The organism is Trujillonella humicola (assembly GCF_046233715.1).
GTDB classification, from domain to species: domain Bacteria; phylum Actinomycetota; class Actinomycetes; order Mycobacteriales; family Geodermatophilaceae; genus Trujillonella; species Trujillonella humicola.
Genome location: NZ_JBJNRJ010000048.1, coordinates 25,304 through 41,137, shown reverse-complemented (window position 1 = coordinate 41,137; position 15,834 = coordinate 25,304). Strand labels below are relative to the sequence as shown.

Genomic DNA, 15,834 nt, shown 5'->3' with positions numbered 1-15,834 from the left:
TGGATATTGCCCTCAGCAAGCAGCATCCTTGCAGGTCAGAGGCACCTTTCGTGCTCCCGGACCGGTCTTTAGATCATGCGCGGTGAAAGCCCCGGGCTAGCGAGATGCAGGGCCTGGTCGCCTGGCTCGCCACGGAGGCTGAAGGGCGCTCGGCATTGGCCCCTCGCACGGTTCGCGTGACCATCAGCGTCACCTCCGCGGTGTTCAAGTCGGCAGTCCGCGACCGCCGCCTGGTCGCGAACCCTTGCGCCGGCGTCCGGTTGCCGGAGATCCACAAGCACCGCGTCCAACCGCTGCCGACGTCGGCGGTGGTCGCCCTGCGCGACGCGATGCCGCTGCGCTGGCGGACGGCAGTGGTGCTCGGCGCTGGTACCGGCGTCCGCCAGGGCGAGCTGCTGGGCCTGACCGTCGACCGCATCGACTTCCTCCGTCGGCAGATGGTGGTTGACCGGCAGTTGATCAACCTGCCCGGGCAGGCGCCGCAGTTGGCACCCGTGAAAACGCGGGCGTCCGTGCGCACCATCCCGCTGCCTGCAACCGTGATCGCCGCCCTGGCCGAGCACCTGGCCGAGTTCCCGGCTGAGCCGACCGACTACGTCTTTGCCAGCGACGACGAGCGTCCGATGATGCGGTCGGCGTGGTCGGGCTCGGTGTGGCGTCCAGCTGTGAAGGCCGCCGGACTGGACTACTCAGTGACGTTCCACGCCCTGCGCCACTACTACGCCAGCCTCCTGATCCGACACGGCGAATCGGTCAAGACGGTGCAGGCCCGCCTCGGGCACTCGTCGGCCGCGCAGACACTCGACGTCTACTCCCATTTGTGGCCCGACTCGGACGACCGGACGCGCGATGCTGTCGACGCAGTCCTGGGGGCTGTTGCGGACTCCGTGCGGACTACCGAGATGCATCAGGCATAAATCGCAGGTCAGATGCTTGCTTGGCCGCCCCCGGGCGTAAGTACAAGTTCTGCCACGGCGCGGCGAAGTAGTCGCACAGGTGGGCGCACCGGGCTGACCGCCGGACGGTCCGGACGCCGTCCGGCGGGCCCGCGGACGGGCGGGTCAGCCGCGCGCGCGCATCCGCGAGATCCCTCGCTGCACCGGCGCGGCGGTCCTGCGCGCCAGCGTGGAGCCCTCGCGGACCAGGGTGGCCAGCCGCGCCCCGGGCGTCCGGGCCGGGTCTGCCGGTGCCGGCCGGCCGGTCCGGTAGAGCGCGGTGACGTCGCGCACCTCACCGGCCAACCGCTCCTGGACCTGGGCGAAGAACCGGCTGTTGTGCGCGACCTCGGTGCGGCGCAGGGGGCGCAGCGGGCGCACGGCGTCGCGACGGAACACCGACAGGCAGTCGGAGAAGTCCGTGCCGCCCCAGGGGATCAGCTCCTGGACCACGCAACGCAGCCCGGCCGCGTCGGCGAACTGCCGGAACTTGGCCGCGGACATGGTGGGTGCCCGCCAGTGCTCGTTGGCGACGGTGAGCTCCCCGGTACCGGGGTCGCGGTAGGCGTCGATGTTGGAGTGGTGGAACAGGCCGGTGCCCCCCGGCCGGAGCTTGCGCCCGAGCTGGGTCAGGTAGGACTCCAGCACGTCGGCCTCGGCGTGGACGAGGGAGTCCCAGCTGACCACCAGGTCGAGGGAGCCGTCCTCGATCATGTCGAGCGAGCGGCCGTCGTTGACGTGGTAGTCGATGTGGTCGTGCTCGGCGAAGCGTCGACGGCAGGCCTCGATGCACGGCTCCGCGAGGTCGACCAGGGTCAGCTTCGCGCTGGCGGGCACGAGGAACTGGGTGATCCGGCCGAAGCCAGGCGCGATCTCCAGCGTGTGCGCGGACGGCAGGAACGGGCCGACCCGGGGCTGCAGGATCCAGGCCCACATGGCCTCGGTGCCGCCGAAGCCGACCGACCACTCGTCTCCCTGATCGGTCCAGTCGTAGTTCGCCCACTGAGCGCGGTTGTCCTCGACGCTGGGCATGCCGCCTCCGTGATCGTCTGCCTGGTGCAGCGAGGCTACCGATCCGGTGGTCACCCGGGGGGTCCCGTCGGCCGCCCCGTGGCCGCCGGCCCGGTGGATCGGGCCACGAGGCGGGCGGCCGGCTCGCGGCGCGCAGCCGGCGGCCGGTCCCGTGGACCCGGCCGGCTCGCGGTCAGCCGATCTGCAGCGCGGTGCAGCGCCAGCGGCCGTCGATGCCCTCGAGCCGGGCCGCCACGGCGTGCGCACGTCCCGACCGCCGCGCCACCGCGCTGACCTCCGCCACCCCGTCGACCGGCTCGCACACGTGCACCGGCCCCAGCAGCACCGGCGCGGTTCCGCCGGAGCACCAGCCCGGCCGGCGGGCCGCCAGTGCCGCGTACAGGCCGGGCGCGGTCAGGTTCTGGACCTGCGCGAGCGGTCGCAGACCGGCCATCCCCTCGAGGGCGAGCGTGAAGACGCGCCGGCCGGCCAGCCGGGGGTCGGGGAGGTCGCCGCGGGACGACCAGCGCGGCCCGAAGTCGGCCAGCCGCTGGTGGCGCTCGCGTGGCCGTGGCCCCGGGCGGTGCGGTGCCCGCGGCGGCGCGACGCCCTGCCGGACCAGGGGCAGGGCCACGAGTTCGGTCAGCGGGGGCTGCGGCGTCGCGACGACCGTCAGCCGGAAGGTCCGCAGCGCCGCGGCAGCAGCCGGTGCGGGCCGCTCGGATGCGGTGTCGAGCGCGGGGGTCGGCGGGGCGGTCATGGGGCGGGCTCGCTCTCGACGGGGACGGGGACGGGGACGCGCAGCACCTGGCCGGGGAGCAGCAGGTCGGGGTCGGGCCCGATCACCTCGGCGTTGGCCGACCACCAGGCCGCGACGGCACGGACGACGTCGGCCGCGGCCGGTTCCCCTCCGGTCCGGGCGCGCAGGTCGGCGGCGGCGATGCGCCAGAGCGAGTCGCCGCGGACGACGACGTGCTCGGTGGCCGGCCACCCGGGGACCGGGTCCGCCCCGGTAGGAGCGGGGACCGGAGGTGGGTCGGTGCCCGGTGCAGCGAGAGGCGCGGGCGACTCCGGTGCGGCGGGGCTGGCCGCGGCCGGGGCCGCCGGCCAGTCGGGAACCGGCGCCGCCTGCGGCAGCGACGCCGCGGCGGCCGGTGCCGGGGGTGCGGTCGAGCAGGCCGACAGCGTCGGCGAGGCGACGGCGAGGCCGAGGCCGAGGGCCACCGCGGCCGCGCGTCGCGCATCGGCGGGGAGCAGCGAGCGGGTGGCCCCCCGGGCGAGGACCCCCACGATCCCGGGAACCGCGGACAGGCCGGTCAGGAGCAGACCCAGCGCGCCCCACGCCCACGCCAGCCACGCCAGCAGCGCTGCCGCGGCGAGGACCAGCGACTCCGGCCCCGCGGCGTCGATGTACGCCTGCGGGTCCGCCACCAGCGACGCCGGATCGGGCAGTGCCGGGGTGAGGGCGACCAGCAGCACCGCCGCGGCCGCCATGGCGGCGGTCGTGGCGGTCAGGCGACGCAGTGACATCGGACCTCCTCGCAACTCCTCGTCTACTAGAGCAAGCAAACGTGCTCAAACGCAAGAGATGTGCACGGAGGTACGCTCGCCGTCGTGCGCTGGCAGCGGTTGTTCGCCGACCTCGAGGCGGAGTGGGAGGCGGGCGAGGCTGCGGCCGAGCGGGCCCAGGACCCCTCGCGCATCCGCCTGGAGACCGGCGCCGTCCGGCTGGCGGAGCGGCTCGGCGGGGCGGTGGGCCGGGCGGTGGCGCTGCGCTGCCGAGGCGCCGGCGAGCTGCGCGGCGTCCTCACCGGGGTGGGGGAGGGGTGGGTGCTGCTGAGCGAGCCCGGGGAGCGGGAGCTGCTCGTGGCGGTCGCTGCGGTGCGCACCGTCGCGGGGCTGGACCGCGGGACGGCCGCGGCCGAGCAGGGCGAGGTGGCCCGCAGGCTGGACCTGCGATGGGCGGTGCGCGGCCTGGCCCGGGACCGCAGCCCGGTGCAGGTCCTGCTCGACGACGGCGGGGCGCTGACCGGCACCGTGGACCGGGTGGGTGCCGACTTCCTGGAACTGGCCGAGCACCCGGCCGACCAGCCGCGCCGCAGTGCGGCGGTCCAGGGCGTGCGCGCGATCGCGCTGGACGCCGTCACCGCGGTCCGGCGGCTGGCGCCCGGGCCCGGCTAGGGGCGGGGAGCGGGCTAGGAGCCCTCCGCCCCCGCCCGGGCCTCGCCCGGCTCGGGCTCGAGCTCCGGCACGTCACCTGCGCGCGCCTCGGCGTAGCGCTGCTGGATGAAGCGCTCCAGCTCGTCGACCTCGACCCGCCACTGGCCGCGGCCGCCGATCTGGATCGCGATCAGCTCCTTGCGCCGCACGAGCGCGTACACCTGCCGCCAGGAGACGTTCAGGATCTCCGCCACGTCGGCGAGGGTCAGGAAACGCGGTGTGGGCATCGGCGGTCTCTCATCCGGGGTCGGGGTCAGTCTGTCAGCCCTCCGGAGGGATCGGCCGGTCCCTCCACACACGAACGTGTGGACAACGGGTGCACGCCACCGGTGCCGTCGCGCATCATCTGCGTCCGACCGCCGGACGGCGGCGGCGGGGACGCCGGTGGCGCAGGCCGCCGACGGGGACGGAGGCGGCGCGGTGACCGATGTGCGGACGGCACCTCCGCCGGCCCCGGCCGACCCCGCCCCGACCGGCCGGCTGCGCGCCCCGGTGCCGCGCCGGGTGCGCGCACCGCGCTGGCTGGACCTGCGCCTGGTGCTCGGCGTCCTGCTCGTCCTCGGATCGGTGCTGGCCGGCGCCCGCGTGGTGGGCGCGGCCGACGCGACCGTGCCGGTCTGGGTGGCATCGGGCGACCTCGCCGCGGGCACCGTGCTGTCGGCCGGTGACCTCGTCGCGGTCGACGTCCGGCTCGACGACGCGGCCGACCGCTACCTGGCCACCAGCACCCGGCCGGAGGGGCGCACCCTGGCCCGCGCCGTGCGGGACGGCGAGCTGCTGCCGCGCTCGGTGCTCGAGGACGTGCCGGACCTGGTGCAGCTGGCGCTGCCGGTGCAGGCGGGTTACGTGCCGCCGGGACTGGGCCGCGGGCAGGTGGTCGACGTCTACGCCGTGGCCGACCCGGCGGCAGGGGCGACCGGCCGGGCCGACGGCGCGGTCGACCTCGTCGTCGGTGCGGCTCCGGTGCAGGCGCTGTCCGGGCGGACCGACGGCGTCCTGTCGAGCGCGTCGACCACGGTGCAGGTGGTCGTCTCCGTGGCGGCGGGCAGCGCCCCTGACGTGCTGGCGGCCATCGGTGGCCGGCCGCTCGTCGTGGTCGTGCACGGATCCGTCGACGCGCCGGCTCCGTCGGCCGGATCGGTGCCGCCGGCGCCGTCGTCGGCCGTGCCGGTTCCCTCCGCCCCGCCTGCTCCCGCGGAGTCGGCCCCGTCGACGGGCGCCGAGGGGCCTCCGAGCTGATGGCGCTGCAGGTCTTCACCGCGGTCACCGGGGCCGCCTGGGAGTCCGCGCTGGTCGGGGCGCTCGACCGCGCCGACCACGGGGTGACGGTCGTCCGCCGCTGCGTCGACGTGGCCGAGCTCCTGGCCGCCGCGGCGACCGGGACCGGTCACGCGGCGCTGCTCTCCGCCGACCTGCGCCGGCTGGACGGGGACGCGGTCGCCCGGCTCGCCGCCGCGGGCGTGGCGGTCGTGGGGCTGGTCGAGCCGGGGGACGAGCGGGCCGCGAGCCGGCTGCACGCCTGGGGTGTCGTCCACGTGCTGCCCGCCGACGCCGACCCCGGGGCGATCGCGACCGCCCTCCGCGAGGCCGTGGCCGGCGGACGGGCACCGGGGCGGGACGTCGCCGACCCGCGCGCCGCCCTGCCCGGTCCCGTCCCGCCCGGGATCGGGACGGCGGCCGGGGACGAGGCGGATCGGGCCGGCGGCGAGGGTCTCGTGGTCGCGGTCTGGGGGCCGACGGGAGCGCCCGGGCGGACCACCGTCGCCGTCGGACTGGCCGACGAGGCGGCCCGTCTGGGCGTGGAGACGCTGCTCGTGGACGCCGACGTGTACGGCGGCGTGGTCGCCCAGGTGCTCGGCCTGCTGGACGAGTCACCGGGCCTGGCCGCAGCGGCACGCCGCGCCGCGGCCGGCGGCCTCGACACGGTGGCGCTGCGCCGGCTGGCGTGGGAGGTGCGGCCCGGGCTGGGTGTGCTGACCGGCCTCGCGCGGGCCGACCGCTGGCCCGAGCTGCGGCCCTCGGCGGTCGTCCGGGTGCTCGACGAGGCGCGGGGCCTGGCGGCCCTGACGGTGGTCGACTGCGGGTTCAGCCTGGAGGAGGACGAGGAGCTGTCGTTCGACACCGCGGCACCGCGCCGCAACGGGGCCACGCTCGCCGTCCTGGAGGCCGCCGACGTCGTCGTCTGCGTCGGCGGCGCCGATCCGGTCGCGCTGCAGCGCTGCATCAGGGCCCTGGGGGACCTGGCGGACGCGGTGCCCGGTGCCGAGCCCCTGCTGGTGGTCAACCAGGTGCGGCGCGGGCCCGTCCCCGGAGACCCCCGGCGGGAGATCGCCGAGGCGCTGGAGCGGTTCACCGGGCGCGCTGCCGACTGCTTCCTGCCCGCGGACCGCGGCGCGACCGACGCCGCGCTCGCCTCGGGCCGCACGCTCGCCGAGGTGGCTCCCGGATCGCCGCTGCGCGCGGAGTTGCGGGCGCTCGCGGGCCGGGTGACGGGGGTGCCCGCCGAGGCGGCCCGGCGTCGCCGGCGCCGGACCCGCCGGGCCGCCGGATGAGGACCTCGCTCGTGCCGGCGCGCGAACGCCTGTGCGGTGGGGACGCCGCCGGCCGTAGCGTGGGTCGCCGGACGGGAGGGAGCCGATGCTGGAACGCCTGACGACGATCGACGCGTCGTTCCTCTACCTGGAGGAGCCCGACGCCCCGATGCACGTCGCCGGGGTCCTGCTGCTCGAGCCCCCGGCCGGTGGCCTGGACGCGCTGGCGGCGCTGGTCGAGGCGCGGCTGCCGCTGGTGCCGCGGTACCGGCAGCGGGTGCTGGAGGTGCCGGGCCGGCTCGCGGACCCGGTCTGGGCCGACGATCCCGACTTCGACGCGGCCTACCACGTGCGCCGGTCGGCACTGCCCAGGCCGGGGACCGGGGCGCAGCTCGTCGACCTGGTCTCGCGGCTGACCTCCCGCCCGCTGGACCACCGCCGTCCGCTGTGGGAGCTGTACCTCGTCGAGGGGCTGGGCGACGGCCGGGTCGCGGTCATCACCAAGACGCATCCCGCGCTGGTCGACGGCCTGGGCGCGGTCGACATCGCGCAGGTGCTGCTCGACCCGTCCCCGGACGCCCCGGTGCCCGAGGCCGAGCCCTGGCGTCCGCGCCCCCTGCCCGGAGGGGTGGAGTTGCTCCGCGACGCGCTGGGTGAGTACGTGCAGCGGCCCTCGGCGGCCGTGGAGACCCTCGGCGCGGCGGTCACCGACGTCCGGGCCACGCTGGCGCGGCTGGGCGGGGCGGCGTCGGGCTTCGTGCGGGCGGCCCGGTCGGCGGTGTTCCCGGCGCCGCACAGCCCGCTGAACGCCACGCACGGCCGGCAGCGGCGCGTGGCGTTCGCGCGTGCGGACCTGGAGGACCTGCGCGCCGTGCGGCGGGCCCACGGCGGAACCGTCAACGACGTCCTGCTGACGGTCGTCACCGGGGCCCTGCGGGACTGGCTGCTCTCGCGCGGGGTGGCGGTGGTCGCCTCCACGTCGGTACGGGCGCTGGTCCCGGTGTCGGTGCAGGGTGACGAGCAGGAGTCTCCGGGCAACCGCGTCGCCAGCTACCTGGTCGACCTGCCGGTGGGGGAGCCGAACCCCCGCGTGCGCCTGGCCCGGCTCAGCTACGCCATGCGCGGGGTCGCCCGGTCCGGCCGCTCGGTGGGTGCCGATGCGCTGATCGCCCTCACCGGCTTCGCGCCGCCGACGCTGCACGCGATGGGGGCACGGGCCGCGCGAGGGCTGTCCCGGCGCATGTTCAACCTGGTCATCACCAACGTGCCGGGTCCGCAGGTGCCCCTGTACGCGGCAGGCTCGCGCATGCTCGAGGTCTTCCCGGTGGTGCCGCTCGTGCGGGGGCAGGGGCTGTCGATCGGGATGACCAGCTACGACGGGCGGGTCTACATCTGCCTCAACGCCGACCGCGAGACCGTCGGCGACGTCGACCTGCTCGCCGACCTCGTGGAGCAGGAGCTGGGCGAGCTCGTGGAGGCCTCCGGCTGACCGCGAGGCCCGGTCACCGGCCGGGGTCGGCGCTCGGCCGGGATACGGTCGTCGCTCCACCGATGGAGGGAGCGACCCGGGTGCGCGTGTACCTGCCGGCGACGACGACGGTCCTGCGGACCCTCGTGGACGAGGGGCGACTCCCGGGACCGCACACGGCGTTCGCCGTCACCGAGATGCTGCGCGAGCACTACGCGGTCAGCGACGCGGGGTCCGACACCGAGGAACTGGAGTACGCCGCCCTGCTGGCCGCGGCGCGCGCGAGCCTGCGCCTGCTCGACCTCGACCCCCTGGCGGCGCGCCGGCGCGCGGTCGTCGCGGCGGACGTCGCCGACGAGGTGGTCACCCCGCTCGACGAGCCGCACATCGAGGCCGGCGCGGTCCGCGTCACCGCGGACATCGCCGTGCGCGACGTCGCCAGCGTCCACGTCGACGGGGTGGACGCCGAGGACGACGTCCGGGCCGCGGTCGGTGTGGTGCTCGAGGCGGACCTGGGCAGCGACGACGCGCAGTTCGTCGTCGACCAGGCCGAGGGGCACGAGCTGGCGTGGTACGCGACGCAGGAGGTCGGCCCGCTGCTCGATCTGCTCTGATCCGCGGCGACCACCGCCGTCGCGCAGCTCGGGGCCGCCGCGAGCGGGCCGCCGCGAGCAGGCCGCCCCGACCGCGGGCCGCCCGACCCGAGCACGGCCAGCCCGCAGCACGGCCGGCCCGACCTGATCACGATCACGATGACGCCGACCGATCCCACCTGAGCAGGCGTCGAGCGACCGACCGGTCGCATCACGACGGGTCCTCCGCCGTGCGCCGCAGCGCGACCTGCACCCGCTGCGGCACGCCGGACTCCACCAGCCACCCCGACCCGGGGCGCACCGGGACGGGGGTGCGGGGCAACCGGACCCCCAGCAGGTCCCCGTCCCCGGGGCCGGGGCAGAGGAGCAGGCCGCTGCGCCGTCGGCGCAGCGCCGCCACCGGTCCGCGGTAGGCGCCCGCCAGGTCGCCGGCGGCGCCCGCCACCACCAGCGCGACCGACCGCGGCGGTGCGGTGCCCAGCGCGACGAGGACGGGGGAGTCGGCGACCGTGGCGTGGTCGTCGACGGCGACGACGCCCGGCTCTCCGGCCAGCCGGTCCACCCAGGCCGCCCAGCCGGCCGCGTCGTCGGCGCGGAGGTCCTCGGGCCGGCGACCGTCCGCGCCTGCGCCCTCCGCCCGCTGGGCATCCCCTCCCGCGGTCGCGCGCCCTCGACCCGTCACGTGCAGCACCGGGACCCCGGCCGCGGACAGGTGGGTGGTGAGCGCCGCCAGCACGGCCGAGCGGCCGCTGGCCGGGGGGCCGGCCACCAGCAGCCCTCCCGACCGCGCGAGGTCCACGGTCAGGACGTGCCCCTCGTCGCCGCCCGGGCCGAGCGGAACGCGCAGCGCGCACGCGCCCGTCCGGTGCCGCGGCAGCGCCACCTGCGGATCGGGCGCGAGCTCGGGGATGCGCAGGGCCGCCGACCGCGGCCCCCCGGGCCGAGCGGCGCCCGCGGGCAGGGGACGGGGGAGGGCGAGCTGGCACTCCACGGCCGCCTCGCCCATCAGCGCCCGCCCGGGGGGCCGGTGCCCGGGAACGGCTCGCGCGGGGACGCCGGCGATGCCGTAGTCGGCCCGGTCGGGCAGCGGGAGCACCAGCCGGGTGCCGACCGCGGCGGCCAGCCGCCCGCCCGGGACGGCGCGATCTGCCGTGAGGACGCATGTCAGGCCGGCCGCTCCGCCCTCACGGACCAGCCGGACGAGCGCCGTCGAGCCACGTCCCGGGTCGGCGTCGTCCAGCTGCGCCGACAGAGCCTCCACGCCGTCGACCAGGACCAGGAGGTGGGGCGTCGTCCGCCCGGACGCCCGCCGGGCCGCCACCTCGGCCCCCAGCCGGTCGACCAGCCGGACGGTGCGCAGCGGGTCGTCCGCGCCGACCGTGGTCCCGGTGTGCGGGAGCACGGCGGCGGCGCGGGCGAGCGCGCCGCCGTCGTGGTCGAGGACGTGCACGTGGAGCAGGTCGGGGGCGGCGACCGCCACCGCCTCGGCCAGGACCGTCCGCAGGAGGGTCGTGCGGCCGCTGGCCGGCCCGCCCACGGCCAGCCACCCGCCCCCGCGGGCCAGGTCGAGCGCGAGGACGTCCTGCGTCTGCCTGTCCGGCCGGTCGACGAGCCCCAGGGCGAGCACCGGACCGCGACCGGCCGGATCCCCGGTGAGCTGCGCGGCCGGGAGGCGGTCGGGCAGCGGGGGGCACCAGGGGCGGTGCGGACGGCGCAGCCCGGACCGGTCGGCCCGCGCGGCCAGTGCGGCGGCGACACGGGCGAGGTCGGTGGGCCCCGTCCCGGTGTCCGCAGCGGTCTCCGGGCCGGTCGACGGCCACTCCCAGCGGCGGACCCGGGGCTGCGCCGGCCCGGGCGACGGCCGCCCGGACACGCGGGCCACCTGCAGCAGCACGGGGTCGGCGGCCCCCAGTCGCAGGTAGGCGCGGCCGGGGCGGTGCGCCGGCAGGGACGCCGCGACGCCCGTGCCCAGGACGTCGCGGGAGTCGGACTCGTCGGTGGTGCGCAGGCACAGCCGCAGGCTGCAGTTGGCGCGGATCTCCGGGCTCACCACTCCCGCCGGCCGCTGGGTGGCCAGCACCAGGTGCACGCCCAGCGACCGCCCCCGCTGCGCGATGGCCACCAGCCCGGGCACGAAGTCGGGGAGCTCCTCGGCGAGCCCGGCGAACTCGTCCACGACGATCACCAGCCGGGCCAGGTCGACCTCGTCCGGCAGCGCCGTGACGTCGGCGACGCCGGCCGCCGCCAGCACCGCTTCCCGGCGGGTGAGCTCGGCGCCCAGCGACCGCAGCGCCCGCACCGTGGTCTGCGCGTCGAGGTCGGTCAGGAGCCCCACGGTGTGCGGCAGGTGCGCGGCCTCGGCGAACGCCGCACCACCCTTGTAGTCGACGAGCAGGAAGGAGCAGCGGTCGGGCGAGGAGTCCAGCGCCAGCCCCGCGATCAGGCTCTGCAGCAGCTCCGACTTGCCGGAGCCGGTCGTCCCGGCGACGAGGGCGTGCGGACCGTCCCGGCACAGGTCGACGGCGACCACGCCGTCGGCGGACCGGCCGAGGACCGCCACCAGCCGGTCCCGTCGCCGGGACCAGCCCTGGCCACCGTCCGCGGCCGCGCCCGGCGGCAGCAGGTCGAGCAGCCGGACGGCGGCCGGCAGGGCCGGTTCCCCGCCGGCCGGCGTGGCGAGCGGCGCCAGGTCGCGGGCCAGCCCGGCCGCCGCGGCCGCGGAGAGGTGGTCGACGACGAGCGGCCTGGGCGCGGCGCCGGTCGCGTCGAGCACACCGGCCTGACCGGTCTCGCCCACCACGCGAAGCACGGCGGCCGGCCCCTCCTGCGCCCGGCCGGTGGGTGCCAGCGCGAGGACGCCGGCGTCCCGGGCGTCGCGGAGGGCCACGGTCAGCCGCCGGCCCGGCAGCCGGTCGAGCACCACCACGAGCCGGACCGTCGCGGGCGCACCGGGCCGTCCCGTGGCGAGCGGCCGACCGGTGCGGCGCGCGACGACCGCCTCGAGCCAGGTCACGTCACCCCCCTCGTCCGCCGTCCCGGAGGGCCGGACGCGCACGTCGGCCGGGTCGACGTGCGGCAGCCACCGCAGCCACCGCCAGTCGGCCAGCCGGTCGGCCGTCGTGAGCACCGCGACGGCCAGGTCACCGGGCGGTACCAGCGCGCACGCCTGGACCAGGACGGCTCGCACCACCCCGAGGGCACGCGGGCGGGGACCGCAGACCGCCAGCCCGCCGGTCAGCGCCAGGTCCGCGGTGACGGGGAGGTCCTCGCACGGCTCCGTGGTCCGGGTGCCGTCGGACTCGACCCGGGTGACCCGCGTGGCGCCCGGCCCCCGGCCGAGCCGGACCGCGAGCGCGCCCGGATCACCACCCCGGCGCTCCCAGAGGGGCGTCGACCGGCGCCGGACCGCCGTCACCAGCTGGGCGAGGTCCGGTGCCGCCTGGTCACCGGAGCGCCGGTCGGTCGCCACCGCGGCGTCGAGCCGCGTCCGGGCGGCGGCCAGGGCCGCGGTGTGCCCGGCGGTGTCCCGCCGGTGCCGACGGCGTCCGGACCACCGGTCGCCCGACCACGTGCCCAGCGCGACGAGCGGGCCGAGCGCGGCGAAGAAGAGGAAGGTCGGCGACCCGAAGAGCCACGCGCCCACCACCCCGGCGAGGGCCGGCAACGCGATCGCGGCCCACGCGAGCCGGCGCCCGACCGGCGGGGCCGGCGGGGCGGGGAACCGCACCTCGACGTCCGGCCGGCGGGCAGGAGGGGCGGCGACCGGCTGCAGGAGGACCCGGCCGCCCGCAGCCGGCCGGCCGGTGAGGCGCGCGCCCCGCGCCGCCCGCACCGCCAGGGTCGTGGATCCGATCCCCAGCAGGGCCCCCGGTGGCAGCTCGCGCGGCTCCCCGTCCAGTGCCGTGCCGTCGATCCTGCTGCCGTTCGCCGACCCGGCGTCCTGCGCGGTCACCCGCCCGGCGGCGACCGTCACGACGACGTGCCTGCGGGAGACGTCGGGGTCGGCCACCGCTATCTGGGCGGTGCTGCCCCGGCCGACCAGGTGCCTCCCCTGCGACAGCGGCACGCTGCGGCCGGCGTCGGGGCCGCCCACGACGTCCAGGCAGAGGGCGCTGGCGGCAGCCTGCGCCCCCGGTCGGGGACCGGGCCGCCCGGCACCGAGGACGGCCCCGTGGACCAGCGCCGGTGAGCGCAGGTCGGTGTCGGGCGGCAGCCGCGTCGAACCGCTCCACAGCCCGCCGGCCGCCTCGCCGACGAGGTCGGCCAGGCCGGGGAGCAGCTCCGCGAGCCGCGCTCCGTCGAGGGCCGAGACCTCGACGTCGTGGGAGCCACCGACGGTGACCAGCGTCCAGCAGCGGGTGGCCGGGCGGCCGGGAGCGGTGGTGCGCACGTCGTGATCGTGCGAGGAGCCGCGGTGCGGCGGAGCCGACCGGAACCCGGCTGTGGATCGACCGTGCCGATGTGGACGGCGCAGACGCGGTCGGCCTCGGTCGGCCTAGCGTGCGCGCTCACCGGGAGAGCCCCGGAGGACGAGGAGGACACCGTGAAGGTCGACATCACCACCCTGCAGTCGATGGCGGGACAGTGCCGGGCCGAGGCAGCGGACACGACGGCGCGGCACGCCGCGCTGTCGAGCAGCGTCAACAGCTCGGTGCTCGACGGCTGGACCGACAGCCAGGCCGCGGTCCGCTTCACCGAGCTGTACGAGCAGTGGCGCCTGGCCGCGCAGGGGGTGGCCGACGCGCTGACCGGCATGGGCGGCCTGCTGTCCGGGGTGGCGGACTCCTACCAGCAGCACGAGACCGAGATGGCCGCGCGCATCGGTGCCCTGCTCTGACCGACCGGCGCCGCTGGTGTCAGCGGGTGTCAGCGGGTCGCGGGGGCGGCGCCGGCCGGGTCGGCGCGCTGCGGGGTGCGGTGGCGCAAGCGGTCCCGCAGCTCCGGCGCCCGCTCCCAGGGCAGCAGGGACAGGATCGCCACGCAGTGCGGCAGGAAGACGATGGTCACGCCGGCGAACACCATCAGGTGGAAGCCGATCAGCAGCGCCACGAGGGCGATCCGGGCCCGGTCGCGCCACACCAGCAGCATGAGCGGCGCGAGCGCCTCCAGGACGACCATCGCCCACTGCATCGCCACGAGCAGCCCCGGGAAGTCCAGCGTCCAGTCCGACAGCGGGGTGCCGCGCCGGATGACGGCGCGGGCAAGGGTCGCGCCGGTGGGCCAGTCCCAGCCGCCGAAGCGGATCTTCGCCCAGGCCGCCAGGAAGTAGGTGAGCATGATCGTGACCAGCACCGCGGCCATGGCGAACCCGGCGGCCTCCGACCGGCGGCGGTCGCTCCAGCGGGCCGCACCCACGGTGGGCAGCACCGCCAGGAGCACCAGGAAGGCGATGCGGTCGTGGTCCACCTTCCCGTAGCTCATCGCGATGACCATCCACTCGAAGTAGAGGAGGAACACCGCGGTGCCGAGGATCCGGGGCGCCCGGCCGGTCGCCGCCGCCAGGGCCGTGACCAGGAGGGCCCACTGCACGACCGTGACGACCGTGTGGGTGGGCGTGGGCAGGCCGAGCACCGTGCCGACGGTCAGGGGCGCGTACCACTCGGTCGGGACGTCGGCGTGCGCCCTGACCCAGGCGGTCGTCAGCCAGACGTCCACCCAGATGAAGAGGTAGGCGATCACCCGCACGACCGCGACGCGGCGGAGCGGCACGGGGCGGAACCACCAGGTGCTGCTCAACGGGAACGGGCCCCGTCCGGGAGCGGTGTCGCCGGAGGGCGGCGGGCCGGGGGTGGGGGCGCCCGGGCGGCTCACGGGGCGCCCCCCGGGTCGGTGCCCGCGACGTCGTGGTCGACGACGACCGTGTCGGTGTACTCGCCGGTGCGCTGACCGTCGACCAGCTCGAACCGCCGCTGCACGACCCGGATCTCGACCAGGGGATCGGCGGCGGGGTGGCGCTCGGCGTAGGTGGCGGCGAGCAGTGCCAGCAGGTCGGGCTCGTCCTGCATCCGCGGGAGCTGGCCCTCGAACTCCGCGCGGCGCAGCCCCACCTCGCCACCGGAGAGCCGGACCTCCTGCCCGCTCTCGGTCAGCCCGACGACGCGGGTCGAGACGACCGCGGCGTCCGGGTCGGCGCGGGTGGAGTACATGCGGAAGGGACCGAAGGGGAAGTCCGCGTCGTCACCCCAGACGGTCCCGGTCATGACCAGGGCGAAGAGCACGGCGGTGACGGCCAGCCGCACCCGGCGCGACGAGCGCGGAAGGGGGACCACGTCCGTGCCGGTGCTGCCCTCGGCCGTGGGGAGCGGGGACACCCGGGCATCGTAGGATCGGCGCCCGTCCACAGGGGTCACCGACGCGTGCCCGGGCAGCGCACCGGCCCGCCGGGAAGCGGCTGTCCCGCCGGCACCGGTGCCCACACCAGCCACGACGCCGGGAGCCCGCACATGCAGTTCGGTCGGTACTACGAGGAGTTCGAGGTCGGGGCGGTCTACAAGCACTGGCCCGGCAAGACGGTGACCGAGTACGACGACCACCTGTTCTGCTTGATCACGATGAACCACCACCCGCTGCACCTGGACACGCACTACGCGGGGGAGACGACCGACTTCGGCAAGAACGTGGTCGTCGGCAACTACATCTACTCGCTGCTGCTGGGCATGAGCGTCCCCGACGTCTCGGGCAAGGCCATCGCGAACCTGGAGATCGAGTCGCTGCGGCACGTGGCGCCGACCTTCCACGGCGACACCATCTACGGCGAGACCACCGTCCTGGACAAGACCGAGTCCCGGTCCAAGGACGACCGGGGCGTCGTCCACGTCGAGACGATCGGCTACAAGCAGGACGGCACCGTCGTCTGCACCTTCCGGCGCAAGGTCATGGTGCCCAAGCGCAGCTACGGAGAGGCGCGCGGCGGCGAGCAGCCCGGCCGCCCGGAGCCCCGCCCGCGCTGAGCGCGGGCCGACGGCGTCGGGCAGCCGACGACGCAGGTCCGAAGACGCAGGGCCGCCGGTGCAGGGCCGCCGGTGCAGGGCCGACGGCGGTCCGCGGGGCGGTCCGGCGGCGGCGGCCGGGAGCGC

15 protein-coding genes are annotated in these 15,834 nt (G+C 77.0%); 8 read left to right on the top strand and 7 right to left on the bottom strand.

The annotated features are described in order from the left end of the window. The first annotated feature begins 176 nt into the window (after nt 1-176). The gene (locus ACK586_RS19610) at nt 177-917 is read left to right on the top strand and encodes a tyrosine-type recombinase/integrase (protein ID WP_409332186.1); all 741 of its coding nucleotides are present in this window, start codon (nt 177-179) and stop codon (nt 915-917) included. Between the two features lie 144 nt (nt 918-1,061). On the opposite strand, the gene ACK586_RS19605 is transcribed toward ACK586_RS19610, so the two are convergent. From ACK586_RS19605 to ACK586_RS19595, 3 genes are all read right to left on the bottom strand, one after another. Then, the gene (locus ACK586_RS19605; protein WP_409332185.1) at nt 1,062-1,967 is read right to left on the bottom strand and encodes a class I SAM-dependent methyltransferase; all 906 of its coding nucleotides are present in this window, start codon (nt 1,965-1,967) and stop codon (nt 1,062-1,064) included. Nucleotides 1,968-2,139: 172 nt separating this feature from the next. After that, the gene (locus ACK586_RS19600) at nt 2,140-2,706 is read right to left on the bottom strand and encodes an Rv3235 family protein (protein ID WP_409332184.1); all 567 of its coding nucleotides are present in this window, start codon (nt 2,704-2,706) and stop codon (nt 2,140-2,142) included. Beyond that, nucleotides 2,703-3,476 (bottom strand): LysM peptidoglycan-binding domain-containing protein, encoded by a 774-nt coding sequence (locus ACK586_RS19595; protein ID WP_409332183.1) that lies wholly within the window; start codon nt 3,474-3,476, stop codon nt 2,703-2,705. The genes ACK586_RS19600 and ACK586_RS19595 overlap by 4 nt, the downstream gene beginning before the upstream one ends. 84 nt (nt 3,477-3,560) lie before the next feature. On the opposite strand from ACK586_RS19595, the gene ACK586_RS19590 reads away from it, so the two are divergent. Beyond that, the gene (locus ACK586_RS19590; RefSeq protein WP_409332182.1) at nt 3,561-4,127 is read left to right on the top strand and encodes a hypothetical protein; all 567 of its coding nucleotides are present in this window, start codon (nt 3,561-3,563) and stop codon (nt 4,125-4,127) included. A 14-nt stretch (nt 4,128-4,141) separates the two neighbouring features. On the opposite strand, the gene ACK586_RS19585 is transcribed toward ACK586_RS19590, so the two are convergent. Then, nucleotides 4,142-4,393, bottom strand: a complete 252-nt coding sequence (locus tag ACK586_RS19585) for a helix-turn-helix domain-containing protein (protein WP_409332181.1) — start codon at nt 4,391-4,393, stop codon at nt 4,142-4,144. 193 nt (nt 4,394-4,586) lie between these two features. Here ACK586_RS19585 and ACK586_RS19580 point away from each other — a divergent pair, with 193 nt between their 5' ends. From ACK586_RS19580 to ACK586_RS19565, 4 genes are all read left to right on the top strand, one after another. Next, on the top strand, nt 4,587-5,405 hold the full coding sequence (locus ACK586_RS19580) for an SAF domain-containing protein (RefSeq protein WP_409332180.1): 819 nt from the start codon (nt 4,587-4,589) through the stop codon (nt 5,403-5,405). Next, nucleotides 5,405-6,718, top strand: a complete 1,314-nt coding sequence (locus ACK586_RS19575; protein WP_409332179.1) for a CpaE/TadZ family protein — start codon at nt 5,405-5,407, stop codon at nt 6,716-6,718. Before ACK586_RS19580 ends, ACK586_RS19575 begins: the two co-directional genes overlap by 1 nt. Before the next feature lie 85 nt (nt 6,719-6,803). Continuing rightward, nucleotides 6,804-8,186, top strand: coding sequence for a WS/DGAT/MGAT family O-acyltransferase (locus ACK586_RS19570; protein WP_409332178.1), 1,383 nt, complete (start codon nt 6,804-6,806; stop codon nt 8,184-8,186). 62 nt (nt 8,187-8,248) lie between these two features. Next, entirely contained in the window at nt 8,249-8,779 is a 531-nt protein-coding gene (locus ACK586_RS19565; RefSeq protein ID WP_409332177.1) for a DUF6912 family protein, read from the top strand. A 190-nt stretch (nt 8,780-8,969) separates the two neighbouring features. Here ACK586_RS19565 and ACK586_RS19560 read toward each other — a convergent pair whose 3' ends face one another. Beyond that, entirely contained in the window at nt 8,970-13,148 is a 4,179-nt protein-coding gene (locus ACK586_RS19560; protein ID WP_409332176.1) for an FtsK/SpoIIIE domain-containing protein, read from the bottom strand. Nucleotides 13,149-13,301: 153 nt separating this feature from the next. Between ACK586_RS19560 and ACK586_RS19555 the strand changes: the two genes are divergently transcribed. After that, a complete protein-coding gene (locus ACK586_RS19555) occupies nt 13,302-13,595 on the top strand; it encodes a WXG100 family type VII secretion target (RefSeq protein WP_409332175.1) in 294 nt (97 codons plus the stop codon). 29 nt (nt 13,596-13,624) lie between these two features. Here ACK586_RS19555 and ACK586_RS19550 read toward each other — a convergent pair whose 3' ends face one another. Together ACK586_RS19550 and ACK586_RS19545 are read right to left on the bottom strand one after the other, a co-directional pair. Continuing rightward, nucleotides 13,625-14,467, bottom strand: coding sequence for an MFS transporter permease (locus tag ACK586_RS19550; protein WP_409332174.1), 843 nt, complete (start codon nt 14,465-14,467; stop codon nt 13,625-13,627). A 98-nt stretch (nt 14,468-14,565) separates the two neighbouring features. Next, nucleotides 14,566-15,069, bottom strand: coding sequence for a hypothetical protein (locus ACK586_RS19545; RefSeq protein WP_409332173.1), 504 nt, complete (start codon nt 15,067-15,069; stop codon nt 14,566-14,568). Between the two features lie 132 nt (nt 15,070-15,201). Here ACK586_RS19545 and ACK586_RS19540 point away from each other — a divergent pair, with 132 nt between their 5' ends. Continuing rightward, nucleotides 15,202-15,708, top strand: a complete 507-nt coding sequence (locus ACK586_RS19540) for a MaoC family dehydratase (RefSeq protein ID WP_409332172.1) — start codon at nt 15,202-15,204, stop codon at nt 15,706-15,708. Nucleotides 15,709-15,834 lie beyond the last annotated feature (126 nt).

Coding starts and splice junctions, on each gene's coding strand:
- ACK586_RS19540 (WP_409332172.1), top strand. CDS start 15,202: ATGCAGTTCGGTCGGTACTACGAGGAGTTCGAGGTCGGGGCGGTCTAC.
- ACK586_RS19570 (WP_409332178.1), top strand. CDS start 6,804: ATGCTGGAACGCCTGACGACGATCGACGCGTCGTTCCTCTACCTGGAG.
- ACK586_RS19585 (WP_409332181.1), bottom strand. CDS start 4,393: ATGCCCACACCGCGTTTCCTGACCCTCGCCGACGTGGCGGAGATCCTG.
- ACK586_RS19600 (WP_409332184.1), bottom strand. CDS start 2,706: ATGACCGCCCCGCCGACCCCCGCGCTCGACACCGCATCCGAGCGGCCC.
- ACK586_RS19605 (WP_409332185.1), bottom strand. CDS start 1,967: ATGCCCAGCGTCGAGGACAACCGCGCTCAGTGGGCGAACTACGACTGG.
- ACK586_RS19595 (WP_409332183.1), bottom strand. CDS start 3,476: ATGTCACTGCGTCGCCTGACCGCCACGACCGCCGCCATGGCGGCCGCG.
- ACK586_RS19565 (WP_409332177.1), top strand. CDS start 8,249: ATGGAGGGAGCGACCCGGGTGCGCGTGTACCTGCCGGCGACGACGACG.
- ACK586_RS19575 (WP_409332179.1), top strand. CDS start 5,405: ATGGCGCTGCAGGTCTTCACCGCGGTCACCGGGGCCGCCTGGGAGTCC.